Origin of the sequence: Rhizobium indigoferae, assembly GCF_034554815.1 — a bacterium.
Classification (GTDB): Bacteria; Pseudomonadota; Alphaproteobacteria; order Rhizobiales; family Rhizobiaceae; genus Rhizobium; species Rhizobium leguminosarum.
In genome coordinates, this window is sequence record NZ_CP140635.1 from 2,603,616 (window position 1) to 2,617,439 (window position 13,824).

The 13,824-nt window shown below is 60.7% G+C and carries 12 protein-coding genes; 7 read left to right on the plus strand and 5 right to left on the minus strand.

Annotation, left to right across the window (positions count from 1 at the left end; genetic code table 11):
- Positions 1–81: 81 nt before the first annotated feature.
- Positions 82–1,356: an ABC transporter substrate-binding protein gene (locus U5G49_RS13310; RefSeq protein WP_193445678.1), complete on the minus strand. Its 1,275-nt coding sequence runs from the start codon at positions 1,354–1,356 to the stop codon at positions 82–84.
- A gap of 195 nt (positions 1,357–1,551) precedes the next feature.
- Between U5G49_RS13310 and U5G49_RS13315 the strand changes: the two genes are divergently transcribed.
- From U5G49_RS13315 to U5G49_RS13330, 4 genes are all read left to right on the plus strand, one after another.
- A complete protein-coding gene (locus U5G49_RS13315; RefSeq protein WP_193445677.1) occupies positions 1,552–2,769 on the plus strand; it encodes an ROK family protein in 1,218 nt (405 codons plus the stop codon).
- A gap of 117 nt (positions 2,770–2,886) precedes the next feature.
- The gene (locus U5G49_RS13320; protein WP_130729196.1) at positions 2,887–3,273 is read left to right on the plus strand and encodes a cupin domain-containing protein; all 387 of its coding nucleotides are present in this window, start codon (positions 2,887–2,889) and stop codon (positions 3,271–3,273) included.
- Between the two features lie 200 nt (positions 3,274–3,473).
- Positions 3,474–4,001 (plus strand): cupin domain-containing protein, encoded by a 528-nt coding sequence (locus U5G49_RS13325; RefSeq protein WP_130729197.1) that lies wholly within the window; start codon positions 3,474–3,476, stop codon positions 3,999–4,001.
- Between the two features lie 526 nt (positions 4,002–4,527).
- Positions 4,528–4,863: an antibiotic biosynthesis monooxygenase family protein gene (locus U5G49_RS13330; protein WP_113544274.1), complete on the plus strand. Its 336-nt coding sequence runs from the start codon at positions 4,528–4,530 to the stop codon at positions 4,861–4,863.
- Positions 4,864–4,923: 60 nt separating this feature from the next.
- Here the strand turns inward: U5G49_RS13330 and U5G49_RS13335 are convergent, their stop codons facing one another.
- Positions 4,924–5,787, minus strand: coding sequence for a DMT family transporter (locus U5G49_RS13335; protein ID WP_130729487.1), 864 nt, complete (start codon positions 5,785–5,787; stop codon positions 4,924–4,926).
- Between the two features lie 101 nt (positions 5,788–5,888).
- Here U5G49_RS13335 and U5G49_RS13340 point away from each other — a divergent pair, with 101 nt between their 5' ends.
- Together U5G49_RS13340 and U5G49_RS13345 are read left to right on the plus strand one after the other, a co-directional pair.
- Positions 5,889–7,301 carry an aminotransferase-like domain-containing protein gene (locus tag U5G49_RS13340; RefSeq protein ID WP_130729198.1) on the plus strand — a complete coding sequence of 471 codons (1,413 nt, stop codon included), beginning with the start codon at positions 5,889–5,891 and terminating at the stop codon, positions 7,299–7,301.
- A gap of 198 nt (positions 7,302–7,499) precedes the next feature.
- The gene (locus U5G49_RS13345; protein ID WP_018242696.1) at positions 7,500–9,323 is read left to right on the plus strand and encodes a HAMP domain-containing methyl-accepting chemotaxis protein; all 1,824 of its coding nucleotides are present in this window, start codon (positions 7,500–7,502) and stop codon (positions 9,321–9,323) included.
- Between the two features lie 625 nt (positions 9,324–9,948).
- Here U5G49_RS13345 and U5G49_RS13350 read toward each other — a convergent pair.
- Positions 9,949–10,350 carry a response regulator gene (locus U5G49_RS13350; protein WP_018242699.1) on the minus strand — a complete coding sequence of 134 codons (402 nt, stop codon included), beginning with the start codon at positions 10,348–10,350 and terminating at the stop codon, positions 9,949–9,951.
- 10 nt (positions 10,351–10,360) lie between these two features.
- Entirely contained in the window at positions 10,361–12,106 is a 1,746-nt protein-coding gene (locus U5G49_RS13355; RefSeq protein ID WP_193445676.1) for a sensor histidine kinase, read from the minus strand.
- Positions 12,107–12,192: 86 nt separating this feature from the next.
- On the opposite strand from U5G49_RS13355, the gene U5G49_RS13360 reads away from it, so the two are divergent.
- Entirely contained in the window at positions 12,193–12,726 is a 534-nt protein-coding gene (locus U5G49_RS13360) for a GNAT family N-acetyltransferase (RefSeq protein WP_018242701.1), read from the plus strand.
- Positions 12,727–12,836: 110 nt separating this feature from the next.
- On the opposite strand, the gene U5G49_RS13365 is transcribed toward U5G49_RS13360, so the two are convergent.
- On the minus strand, positions 12,837–13,751 hold the full coding sequence (locus U5G49_RS13365) for a phosphotriesterase family protein (protein ID WP_130717051.1): 915 nt from the start codon (positions 13,749–13,751) through the stop codon (positions 12,837–12,839).
- Between the last annotated feature and the right edge of the window lie 73 nt (positions 13,752–13,824).

A 13,824-nucleotide genomic window follows, 5' to 3' on the forward strand; every position in this document is an offset into this window, starting at 1 on the left:
AGGCGCACCTCCTCCAAGGGTGGAGGCAAACAGCCTCCACCCCTTGGAAGCAGCGGTTCGCCGCCGCCCCTGGGAGAGCTGCTAGATCTTGTAGATGCGCTTGCGCGTACCCTCGAGGCGCGTCAGGATGGCCTTGCGCCGGTCGGGTTTGGCCATGAATTCCTGGAAGCCGACAAGGCCGGCCTGCGCCATATCGGGATCGCTGTCGCGGTCGTAATATTGCGACGTGCCCTGCACCGTCTTCATCGTCTCGACGGCGACGTTGACCAGCGGGTCTTTGCTTGCCGGCAGGTCGTGGCGCGGCGGCACGTTGCCGCCCGGCTCCAGATAGGCCGCCAGATTCTCGGGCTTGTAGAAGTAGGCAAGGAATTCACGCGCGCCCTGCTTGTTCTTGGCCTTGGCGGGAATGTGGATCGAGTTGACCGAGAATTCCTCGTAGTGGCCGACCTTGGCGTCGAGCACCGGGAAGGTCGCGTAAGAGAGCTGCGGTAGATCTTCGGCAGTGAAAGCCGAGCGCAGGAAAGCGCCGAGATTCATCATGCCGGCCTTCTTCTGCGCCAAGAGCGCCGCGGCCTCCTGCCAGCCGAAGGACGTGTGGTTCTCCGTGAAGAACCCCTTCGAAATCATCGCCTCCCACTGGTCGAAAACCGCTGTCAGCGCGGGATCGAGATAGCTCATCTCGCCGTTCATCAGCGCCATATGCTTGTCGAGGCCGTTGATGCGAAGGTTCATCTGGTCGAACCAGCCGGCCGCCGGCCACAATTCCTTGGTGCCGATCGCAACCGGCGTGATGCCCGCGGCCTTGCACTTGTCGCCATAGGCCATGAACTCTTCGGCCGTCTTCGGCACGGTCAGACCATGTTGCTCGAACACATCCTTGCGATAGAACAAGCCCCAGAGCGTGCCTCCGGTGGGAAGGCCATACTGCTTGCCGTCGTCGGTGACGGCGCCTGCCGTCGCGCCGAGGACGTCCTTATATTTCTCTTTCTCGAAAAGGTCGGAGATGTCGTCGAACAGGCCGCGCTTGACGAAGGCGCGCATGCGGTTGCCCGAAAACCAGGAGCAGACGTCGGGCGCGCCGGCGACGAGATAGTTGCGAATGGCCGTCTTGTGGGCCTCGTGGTCCATATTGTTGATGACGACATTGACGCCGGCTTCCTTGCTGAAGCCCTCGGCAATCGCCTTCAGCGCATCAAGTGCGGCACCATTGTTTTCGGCGGAGATCATCGTGACCTCCTGGGCTTGCGCGATCGCCGGGATCGGAAAGCTGCCGGTGACCGCTGCGGCGGAAACCAGCCCCGCGCCCTTCAGGAAGCGTCTGCGGGTGGTCGTCGGAAATTGCTTCAAAAATGTCATTGAATTCCTCCCAGTTGATCGATCAACATCTCCCGACCGTCGCCTCCTCCATGAAACGACCGACCAGGCATTCAACGCTGCGATCCGCTCGGCGATTCCAGCGATAATCCGCCTGGCTGAGTTGATCCGCGGCCGAACTTATGCATAGATCGTTGCAGCCCGCAATAATTAATTTACAAAATTAAGGAATGCATCGTGAAGTTAAAAGGCGACCAGACCACGGCGAGAGCCATGAACCGACGCCTCATCCTCAACCTTCTCCGGCGGGAGGGGCCGAGGAGCCGCGCCGACATCGCGACGGTGATTGGTTTAAGTCCTGCCGCCGTCACCTTTGTCGTCGCCGACCTTCTGGAGGAAGGCATCGTCATCGAAGGGAAGACCGTGCCCGGCCTCACCGGCCGCCGCCCGATCCCGGTAGATATCAACTATGAACACGCACTCGCCGTTGGCTTCAAACTGATGGTCGGCTCGGTGGAGTGCGTGGCAACCGACCTTGCCACCAACCCCGTCGCCGCCATGCGAGTAAACCTCGACGGCCACGACCCCGATAAGGTCGCCGACCTGCTGGCGGGCACCGTGCCAGAACTGGTAAAGCTCGCCGGCCGGCCGGATGCGAAGCTCGCCGGCATCGGCATCTCCATGCCCGGTGTCATCAATCACGAACAGACGGCCTGCGTGCGCAGCCACCGCTTCAGCTGGAACAACGTCCCCCTCGCCTCGCTCGTCGCCAGCCGTGTCCATGTACCGGTCTGGCTGGAGGACGACACCAACGCTTATGCCATTGCCCAGCAGCTCTTCGGGCTCGGCCGCCAGCATCGCAACATGGCCGTCCTCGCCGTCGGCGTCGGCATCAGCTGCGCGCTTGTCATCGACGGTAAGCTCTACCGCGGCGCAAACGGCGCGGCCGGCAAGTTCGGCCACACCCTCTACGAGGAGAACGGCCGGCTCTGCGAATGCGGCAAGCGCGGCTGCCTGATGGCCTATCACTCCGAAGCATCGATGCTGAGACGCTGGCGGGAAGCGACCGGCCGCGAGGAGCTGGGACTGCCGGAATTGTCGGCTGCGCTCGCATCAGGCGATGCCGCCGCCCTCGCCCTCGTCGCCAATTCCGGCCGCGGCATCGGCACCGCCCTTGCCAATCTCGTCAACATCACCGATCCCGAAGTCATCGTCGCCGGCGGCGAAGCCGTCTCCCTCGGCGAGCCTTTCCTGACGCCACTGCGTGAAGCCCTCGCTGCCCGGACCTTCCGAACCGCCCCGCCCCTCTTGCCCGACTGGGAGGACAATTCCTGGGCTCGGGGCGCCGCTGCCCTCGTCACCCAGAAAATATTCGACTTCGAATCCTCCGGCGGCATCACGGACATCGCCAATCTCGCCGGCGTCAGACCTGTGGACTCGTCGTCGGCAGCGTAGTGATACACTGGATTACAAAAATAGGAGGTTTCAGACACATCCCTGGTTCAATCCTCAGGTGAAATCCGGACGCGACCCAATGGTCGAGATTGGTTTAAATCCAGAAAGGATGACCACATGAAAATGATCCAGGCTATCGCGCTCGCCTTTGCTCTCGGCGGCGCAGCAACAGCACATGCAGAACAACCGCTGCAGCGCACCGATCTCATCAGGAACGATATCGACGTGCCCGGCCACGAGGCCATTCAGGTCCGCGTCGATTTCGCGCCGGGCGTTCTCGCCCCCGATCACTCACATCCTGGCGAGGAGATCGCTTTCGTCATTGAGGGAACGCTGGAATACCAGCTCGAAGGCAGACAGCCGGTTACCCTTAAAGCCGGCCAATCCCTCTTCATTCCATCAGGCGTCGTTCACTCGGCGAAGAACGTCGGCAGCGGCAAGGCTTCGGAATTGGCAACCTACATCGTCCGCAAGGGAGAGACGCTCGTCGTGCCTGCGAAGTGAGTCAGTCGTAGAAACCCGCGTCTGGATCGGGAGCCGCCGCTGCACGAAGCGCTGGCCCCAGAACCTTCAGGACCGCGCCGCTTGCGTGGGAGCGCCGTTTCGCCCTTGCGGTCGCTTTCCATTCACGGCAGCATCGCCATACGGATTGATGGAATTCGCATCCCCAGTCATCTGAACCTCTCACACTCAGGAGGATTACCATGGCAACGCTGGAGCGGCCGTCCTTTATCGTCCATTGGAGCGAGATCGAACGGCCGGACGACTCGCACTATGACGATGACGACGAACTGATGAGCATTGGTGCGCCTTTCGGACGATATTTCGGTCTGGCAAAATTGGGCATTCATCACGAGCGCTTGCCGCCTGGCCGGCGCACCTCCTTTCCGCACGCCGAGAGCGCCGAGGAGGAATTCGTCTACGTTCTCGAAGGCGAGCCCGATGTCTGGCTTGACGGCCATCTCTATCGCCTGAAACAGGGCGACGCCGTCGGATTTCCGGCCGGCACCGGCATCGCCCATAGTTTCCTCAACAATACGCAAGCCGAGGTGCATCTCCTCGTCGTCGGCGAGCGCCACAAGGCCGAGAACCGCATTTTCTATCCGCTCCACCCTCACCGCCGACCGCTGCACGATGATTGGTGGGATGGCCATCCCACCCACGCCCTCGGTCCCCACGATGGAATGCCGGACCTGGTGCGGGAAGCAAAGGGGCGCGGAAACAGCGAATAGATCGGCCAGAGTGATTGCTTGTCGCAATGTCGGCGTCGCGCAAAGCGGAGACCAACGCCTGCTTGGAGCTTCGACGGGTCATTGCGGTGCCTCCGTCTGAATTCAGCGGGTGGATGGTGACCTCGCGAGAAATGCCGCAATCACCGCCATCGCAGTTTGCCACGGTCGACGAAAACGGGTGAGCGAAATTGTCGAGGCCAGCACCTGCCGCTGGCAGACCTGGCCGGGGGCCATAGCCATAAGAGCAACTCTTGCGCTTTCCCGACATTGAGCGAGCGAGGGCCCAGCCGTCACCACGGATCGCTGGTACCGATCAAAGAGAACTTGTCGAACCATGATGGATGGTATTCAGTCCGAAGCCCCGGCGCAGCGATGGCGAAACGGCATCGAGCTGTCACGGCAGATGGATGACTCACGATGAGGGGCAATCCGCCGCGCCTAAGATTGCTCGCTTTCGCAGTATGCCGACAGCAGTCATTGCGATCGCGGCGATAAGCCACACACATAGCAATCGATCGGAGCCCAAATGTCCACCGCCGCTTTGCCTGAACCGCCATACTATATGGTCAGTTTTTCCTCTCAACGAACAAAGCTCGACAACGGCTATGGCGAGATGGGTTATGCGATGACGGAACTTGCAAAACAGCAGCCAGGTTATCTCGGCTTCGAAAGTGCTCGCGGGGCAGACGGTTTCGGAATACTCATCTCCTATTGGAAGGATGAGGATAGCATTCGAGCCTGGAAATCAGTCGTCGATCACATTCAGGCGCAAAATCGCGGTCGGTCAGACTGGTATACTCGGTACGAAATCCGTGTTGCGCTCGTCACACGAACCTATGGATTCAATATTGAAGAGACATGAGTTGGCTCCTTGAAGAAGCTTGCCCCCTAAAACGTATCCTCTGTAAAGCGACGGACAAGCCTACCGTGCAAACCTGCGGGCACCGGCGACGCAGAGGATGACGGCAATGGTCACGGCGAGCATGGCCCAGGTCACGGGCTCGTGCAGCAGGGTTGCGGCGAGCGCCAGCCCGAAGAACGGCTGGAGCAGCTGCAGTTGGCCGACGGCGGCGATGCCGCCCTGCGACAGGCCGCGATACCAGAAGATGAAGCCGATCAGCATGGAAAACAGCGAGACATAGGCAAGGCCGAGCAGCGCGGGCACTTCGATGCCAGAGAAGGTCTCCGGCCTATGGAAAAGCGCGACCGCGACTGTCACCGGCAACGACAGCACGAGCGCCCAGGAAATCACCTGCCATCCGCCGAGCGTGCGCGAAAGCCTGCCGCCTTCGGCATAGCCGAGGCCGCAGACGACGACTGCCGCCAGCATCAGGAGATCGCCGACCGGCGAGGCCGTCAGCCCCTGCGTCAGTGCGAATCCCGCCACCAGCGCACTGCCGAGAACCGAAAAGAGCCAGAATGCCGGCTTCGGCCGTTCTCCGCCACGGACCGCGCCGAAGATCGCCGTTGCGAGCGGCAGCAGGCCGATGAAGACGATCGAATGGGCTGACGTGACATGCTGCAGCGCCAGCGCCGTTAGCAGGGGGAAGCCGACAACGACGCCCAGCGCCACGACGGCAAGGGAGAAGATGTCACGCCGGCTCGGTCGCTTCTCTCTGAAAGCGATCAGCAGGCCAAGGGCGAGAATGCCGGCGATCGCCGCGCGCGCTACGGTGAGAAAGACCGGATCGAACTGCATCACCGCCACGCGCGTCGCCGGCAGCGATCCGCTGAAGATCACCACCCCGATAAAACCATTGATCCATCCCGATGCCATGCGGTCCATCTCGCGCTCCATGATGCACTGACTCCTTCATTCTCTCGCTCTTATCGGCCAACACGGATGGTTATGACAGTCACAGTCTGATACAATTTCGCGAAACTGTAATGGTGCGGAAAGCAATACGGATGAACGAAGGACGCACGCGTGTGGAGATGGTCGCCGCGACGATCAGGCAGCGCATCGCCGGGCGCAGCCTGACGCCGGGCGCAAAGCTACCCTCTGTGCGGGGGCTGGCGGCGACGTTGAAGCTGTCAACATCGACAGTCGTCGACGCTTATGAGCGGTTAGTCGCCGAAGGCGCGATCCTGGCAAGACCAGGCTCGGGATTCTACGTCGCCAACCAGGCAGCGCCCTTTGCGCTTGCCGAGACCGGACCGAAGCTCGACCGCGCGGTGGATCCGTTCTGGATATCGCGGCAATCGCTGGAGGCAGCCGAAGCCGACCTGAAGCCCGGCTGCGGCTGGCTGCCGCCCTCCTGGCTACCGGGGGACGGCATGCGCCGCGGGCTCAGAACGCTTGCCCGCGCCGACGGGCCGGCGCTCGCCGATTACAGCTCGCCGCTCGGCTTGCCGCAACTGCGCCAGCTGATTTCCCGCCGCCTGGGCGAACGGGGGATCGAAGCCTCCCCGGACCAAATCATGCTGGCCGATTCCGGCACGCAGGCAATCGATCTGCTCTGCCGTTTCCTGCTGGAACCCGGCGACACGGTGCTGGTCGACGATCCCTGCTATTTCAATTTCCATGCGCTCCTGCGCGCCCATCGGGCAAAGATCGTTGGTGTGCCCTACACGCCGTCCGGTCCCGATATCGAAGCCTTTGCGCAAGTCGTCGCCGATGAGCGTCCGCGGCTCTACATCACCAACTCCGCCATCCACAATCCCACAGGCGCGACGTTGTCTCCTGTTACCGCCCACCGCGTTCTAAAACTCGCCGACCAGTTCGACCTGACCATCATCGAGGACGATATCTTCGCCGATTTTGAATATTCGCCGGCTCCCCGCCTTGCAGCCTTCGACGGGCTCGAGCGGGTTATCCACATCGGCAGCTTCTCGAAGACCCTGTCGGCCTCGGCCCGCTGCGGCTTCGTCGTGGCGAAACCGGAATGGATCGACGGCCTGACAGACCTCAAGATCGCCACCTCCTTCGGCGGCGGCCGGCTGACGGCGGAACTGGTGCTGAACGTCTTGAGCGACGGCAGCTATCGCAAACACATGGAGACGCTGAGACACCGGCTCTCCCGAGCGATGAGCGAGGTCTCGGCCCGGCTGAAGAATCTCGGCATAACGCCCTGGCTGGAGCCCCAGGCTGGAATGTTCCTCTGGTGCCGGCTACCCGATGGCATCGATGCGGCTGACGTGGCGCGGGCCGCACTCGAAAAGAGGATCGTTTTGGCGCCCGGAAATGCATTCAGCCTGTCGCAATCGGCAACGAATTTCATGCGCTTCAACGTGTCTCAAACGCTCGACCCACGCGTCTTCGAGGCGCTCCGCAACTTCTTGGCGAAAGAGAGGCATTAGACACAAGGGGGCTCTTCGGCGGCAACCGTCCTCGTACTAGTGGTCATCCGCGTAAGACGCGCGGAACACAGCCGCCTGCCCGTATGCCTCATACATGTATTCATTTTTCTTTAAATGCAGAGAGTTAAAATTCGGAGACGCCAAACGATCACCAAGTCTAGAACTTTGGCCTGATCATTGCTCCGAAGAAGGTATTGCATGCGCAAGCCAAAGGTTCGAACCTCGCTGACAATCATCAATGTAACGTTTGCGTTCATCTTCTTGAGCTTTGGGCTGTTTTCCCTCAGGAGCGTGCAGCAGGTTAACCAGGACACGACGGCAATCGCCAAGAACTGGCTGCCGAGTGTTTCGGTAGCCCGCAATATCGGCTTCGAGCTGGAACGCATGAAGTTTGCCTACGCCAACCATATCATGTCGATCAGCGACCAGGCTATCGCCGCCGCAGAAGCAAAGATTACCTCTCAACGCACTGAGCTTGACGATGCGATTGCAGCTTATAAGCCGCTTATATCCTCGCCGCGCGAAGGCCAATTGCTGCAGCAGATCGAGGAGCAGGCCGCCAGCTACCAGAAATCGTCCGCGCCTATGCTGGAAAAGTCCCGCAAGAACGACAACGATGTTGCCAAGACGATCTTCTATTCCGACATGGAGCCATTCGTCGATCGCGCGGAAGAATTGGCCAATGAATTGCTGACGATAAACGTCAATGGCTCCGAGGCGTCATACGAAAATAGTCAATCCACGTACTTGGGCATTCTCTGGACAACCTCGGTGTTCACGGCACTCGTGATTGCAATCGTTGCTGGCGCAATCTCCTATGTGGCGATCCAGATCTCGCGTCCGATCAAGAAGATCACGCAATCGATGACCGGGCTGGCCGCTGGCGACACCGGCACGCAGATTCCCTATTCCAGCCGCACGGACGAAATCGGTGCGATGGCGGCAGCGGTTGAGGTCTTTCGGCAGACCGCGCTCGCCAAGATCAGAGCCGACGAAAATATCGAAACGAATCGGGTGCTGACGGAATCTGAGCGGCAGCGCCGCGAGCAGACGGAGCGCGCGCGGGCTGCAGCGATGGCGCAAGCCACGAACGGATTGGCAGAGAGCCTGAAACAACTTGCCGGCGGCGATCTCACCGTTCAGATCAGCGAGCCTTTCGATGCGGATTTCGAGGGCCTGCGCGGGGATTTCAACGGCGCCGTCGCAAAACTCTGCCAGACCCTCGCCAAAGTGGCGGGATCAGCCGTCAATATCGACGGCGGCTCGAATGAAATCGCCAACAGCGCAAACGACCTGGCGAAACGAACCGAACAACAGGCAGCGGCGCTCGAGCAGACAGCCGCTGCTCTCGATGAAATCACAGCCAATGTCGCATCCGCCTCCAAGCGCGCCGAGGAAGCCCGCGAGGTGGCCGCGCAGGCGAATGCCGGTGCGACGACATCAGGTGAGATCGTAAGCCAGGCGGTCCAGGCCATGAGTCGGATCGAGCAATCCTCCAGCCAGATTTCCAACATCATCGGCGTGATCGACGAGATCGCGTTCCAGACCAATCTCTTGGCCCTCAATGCCGGTGTCGAGGCCGCGCGCGCCGGCGAGGCAGGCAAGGGATTTGCCGTGGTGGCGCAGGAGGTCCGCGAACTGGCGCAGCGCTCCGCACAGGCGGCCAAGGAAATCAAAACGCTGATCCATGCATCGGCGGGAGAAGTCGCAGCCGGCGTCGGACTGGTCTCGAAAACCGGCGAAGCGTTGAAAACCATCGGCGAGCTGATCGTTGCCATCAACCGCCATGTCGAGGCAATCGCCGTCTCCGCCCGGGAACAATCCGTCGGCCTGGCGGAGATCAATACGGCCGTCAACAGCCTAGACCAGACCACGCAGCAAAACGCAGCCATGGTCGAGGAGGCGAGCGCCGCTTCCGCATCGCTTGCCGACGAAGGCGCCACGCTTCGCCAGTTGATCAGGCAGTTCAATCTGAACGAGACCGCGCAGGAAAGCGCCTACGCCCTTCGCAGAACGGCTTGAGCCGAAGGAACGATCGGCACGCAAAACACGGGGTCTATCGGCCTCGAACAGGAATGCGGGCCGCAGCGTCGTTGCATGATCATCGGTCGTCGGTCCAAACTGAGGTTGCTGAGCAGGCGGAACGTCGCGATAACATCGCGACAGAACAAAATTGATATTGTTCGACATTCGCTCTCACGGAATTTGACGATGTCCGATCTCGATCTGGAAACCATCCTCGATGAACTCCGGCAGAGGGAGCCGATATTCCATCGCCGCGCCTCGGCACGAGCTGCGACGATCTGGTTTCGATGACGGCGGAGGATTTCTTCGAGATCGGCGCAAGCGGCAGGATCTATCGGCGCGACTTCGTCATCGCCAACCTACTGGAGCGCTACCAGCAGCCGGAAAAGGCATGACTGGCCCTGCCGGGACTTCTCGATCCGCCGACTCGCCGAAAACCTCTATCTGCTGAACTACACGCTGGACGAACCCGGCAGGACGACGCTCAGAACCACCATCTGGCAAAGCTCTGGCGGGAGCTGGAAAATCGTCTTCCATCAGGGAACCATTGCCGGCTGAGCCGCCAATGTCAAAATCGCGCGAGGCGTGGAATTGACGCAGACACCCCTAACGCCATCGATCATCAGAACGACCGGTGAACCGCCTTGTCGTTGGCAAGACGGGTCACGCAGCCTTCGAGCTTGGCGAGCAGCAGATCGAAGTCGAGCGGCTTCGTCAGATAGTCCGCCGCTCCGCCGCGCAGGCCGGCTAGCGTGTTTTCCCGATCGGTCAGTGCCGTCAGCAGGATGAAGGGAATGTTGGAGAGCTCGGGGTGGTTGATCTGAATTTCCGCCAGAAGCTGGTGCCCATCCATGACCGGCATCGAAATGTCGCTGATGACGATATCGGGCCATTTCGACAGGATCATTTCCAGTCCCTCGGCGCCGTTCGAGGCCTCGAGCGTCCTGTAGCCGGCTTCGCTCAACTCTTCGACGAGGAGGTTCCGGATCTCGACTTCGTCTTCTATGCACAGGACTGTAACCATGAGCTCTTCCTTAAGCTGCGACTTGTTGATCCGACAATAGAAACTCTATTGGCAGAAGAATGGTGAATGTTGTGCCTTTGCCAAGCTCGCTCGTCACCTCGACGGTGCCGCCGTGTAGTTCGATAACCTGCTTGACGACGTTGAGACCGATGCCCGTCCCGGCAATGCCCGTCGCGCTGCGGGCGCGATAATAGGGCTGGAACAGCTTCGGCAGATCCTCCGCATCCATGCCGATGCCGCTGTCGGAGATGGCGATCTCCACCGTCTTGTCGTCGGCCCGGGCGCGAACATGAATGTCAGGCGCGTCGGGTGAATATTTGACGGCGTTCGAAATCAGGTTGGTGAAGACCTGTTCCATCGCGCTGCGGTCGAACGTCAATACATCCGGTATGGGCTCAAGATCGAGATGGAACACATGCGTGCGGCTGAGATGGCGCTGCCTGTCGCAGCACGTGACGAGCACCGCTTTCAGGTCACCTTCGCTCCGCTTCAGTGTGATCTGTCCGGTTTCGAGCCGCCCGCTGGCGAGGATACTCTCCATCAGATCGACCATGCGCACCACCGCACTGCGGATCACGCCGGCCTTTTCGTGAACGTAATCGCCGCTGACGTTGGTGGTCGAGCGGCAGAGCCGCTGCGCAGCGGCGTCGATGATGGCGAGCGGCGTGCGAAACTCGTGCGAGGCCATGGCGACGAACTGGCGCTGGAGCGCATTCACCTGGCGTTCGTGCACCAGCAGGCGGTCCAGTTCCTCTCTCTGCCTTTCGATCTCGGCCGTTCGATCGGCCACCATCTCTTCCAGATGGTTGCGGTGGTGCGTGAGCTGCTCTTGGCTGTCCAGCAGGGTCAGCGAGGTGCGATGCAGACCTCGTCCGAGCCAGAACACCACGGTGATCAGCAGCGCCAGGCAACCGAGCCCTGCCGGCGCGATTTGATGAAGCAGCATAAAACCGGGCAGGATAGGCGGCCACACGAGATAGCCGATCGTGCCGCCGTTATGGGACGACACCAACACTTGCGCCCGCTCGTCCTCACCTTTCGAAGGCGCGAAATGCAACCCTTCGAGCAGCGCATGATGGGCGATGTTTTCGGCAGTTTTTCCATCGATGAACTTGACCGAGATGGCGATGAACTCCTGGCCCGCCTCGATCTGCATCCTGGCCGAGCTCGGCAGAATGGGACGCGCACTGGCAATTGCCGGTCTGTTGCCGATCATAATCGTCCGAACCTTGGCCAGTTGACCAAGCGCTTCAGCGCCGGGCTTTGCAGCCCGCTCGACGAGAACGGCGCGCATCTCTCCGGCGAGAGCAGTCATTTCTTGGCCGTCGTCGTCACCGGGCCGCGGCGGCATGGCATCGGCGCCGTCACGGAAGGCGAACATCAGGCGATTGGTGTCGTCGAAGATGTAGGTTCTGTCGTGCCCGAAATAGCGGTTGGTCCACTGGCCGACATTGTCGAGCAGCCACTCATGGTTCCGCTGTTTGGTATAGAGGAAGGCATCGTCCCATTTGGTGACGCTTTCCTGCTCCCGGGGAAGTGCCGCGATCTGCTCTTCCAGCCCCTGCCGGACGAAATCGGCCTGCCGACGGAGCGAGAGATCATCGACCTTCACCGCTGCGAGCCACGCAAATCCGCACAACACGACAGCCGCCGCGCAGGTGAGCGTCACCAGGACGAACGTAATGTGCGATGTGAGCCCGACCTTCAATACCTGCAACCTTTTGATGGCGCCCGCTGCCGAGAAATTGACACGCAAAGGTTGACGGACCGTGAATTATGCGCTCCCGTGCGGGTCTGCGGCAGGTCCCCCCATAGGCATCGCAATCGTTGAAGGAGAAGCACATGGATGCAGCATCGTCGGATACATCAGGCATCAGGATCGAGCCGATCGCCGCCGTCCATATCGACAGCTTTCATCATGCGCTCGACGTGGTCGCACGGGAGAAAAAATACCTGTCCATGCTGGAAGCAACGCCGCTGCCGCAAACACGGGAGTTCGTGATGGGCATGATAGCAAAAGGCAATCCGCAATTCGTTGCCACCGCTGAAAACCAGGTCCTCGGCTGGTGCGACATCAGCCGACATTTTTTCCCGTCCCACGCGCATCGCGGAAAACTCGGAATGGGGATTCTTCCCGCCTATCGGGGCAAGGGTCTGGGACGAAGGCTCATCGAGACGACATTGAGAGCCGCGCAGAAAAGCGGTTTTGCAAGGGTTGAACTCGATGTTTATGAAGACAACGCCCGTGCTATCGCTCTCTACGAAAAGATGGGATTTGCACGCGAAGGCATCGTCCGACGTGCGGCACGCATCGACGGTCAGTTCATCGATGCGATCAGCATGGCGCTTTTGTTCGACGAGCGCGGCGCGGCATAGATCCAGGTATCGCGTCGATTTCTGAATGGGCCCCCGCGAGCCCGGCTGATCAACATTTCGGCCTGAACTTGAAACAAATGCCCTTTCGAGCAATTAGGCCAGGCACTCCCCTATCGGGCGAATGCCTCGAATGGATTGTCGTGGGTCAGGCGCATCAGGGTTCCGTCGTCTACGCCCCGCCGTTTCAGCTCGGGCAGCAAGACGGTGGAAAGATGGGTGTACGGTTTGGGTATCCCGCCCATCGGCAGCGCCGGATCGAACCAGCCACGGTCATGGCTCAACAATAGGCGATCGCCGCAGCCCGCCTCCAGCGCCTTGATCACCAGCTCCGCCACCTCGTTGTCTCCGCCCCGGCCGACATGGTCGTACTCGATCCAAGCGCCTCGCTCGGCGACGGCGACATGATAGGCAAAGTCCTTCTCTTCCTGCGTATGGATCGAGATGAACCTGTCAGCCCTGTAGCCCTCTGCCTCGATGACATCGAGCTGATCCATGACGACCCGTCCCCTGATCGTATGACTGCCGATGACGGCGCCTGTCTGCGCCGCGGCGCGCGCGGCTGCCCGCAGGATTTTCGTCTCGAGCGCCGTCATGCCGTCATCGCCGGCGCTGAGCTTGATCCAGCCCGCCTGGAACCCGGTCTCGTCGATCTGCTCCGTCAGCTCGCGAAGCATCCATGCCTCCAGCTCTTTCTCGGAAGCCTGACGGACCCATTTGGGAATCCAGGGTTCACGGTAATTGCCGGTGGGCACGACAATCGGAAAATCCGTCGCGAGCGACACGGCAAGATCGATATCCGCACGGCGTCCAACGCCACCCGTCGAGCATTCGACCAGTGCCGTCACCCCGAGCTTCTTGATCCGCTCGATTTCGGGGGCCATCAGCCGGACGACGTCTTCGGTCTCCGCTTCGGCATAACCGGGCTGGTCCGGCGTCCTGAGGTCGACGAAAACGTGCTCATGCGGGAGGATCATCCCAAGTTCGGATCTGCTCTTAGGCCCGAGCGTCGTGCGCAGATATTTCAAAGTCTCTCCCCCGCGATCATACCGGCTTTGCGTACAGCCTTCGACCCAAGCCTCGACACTGCCGCGAAAGTAG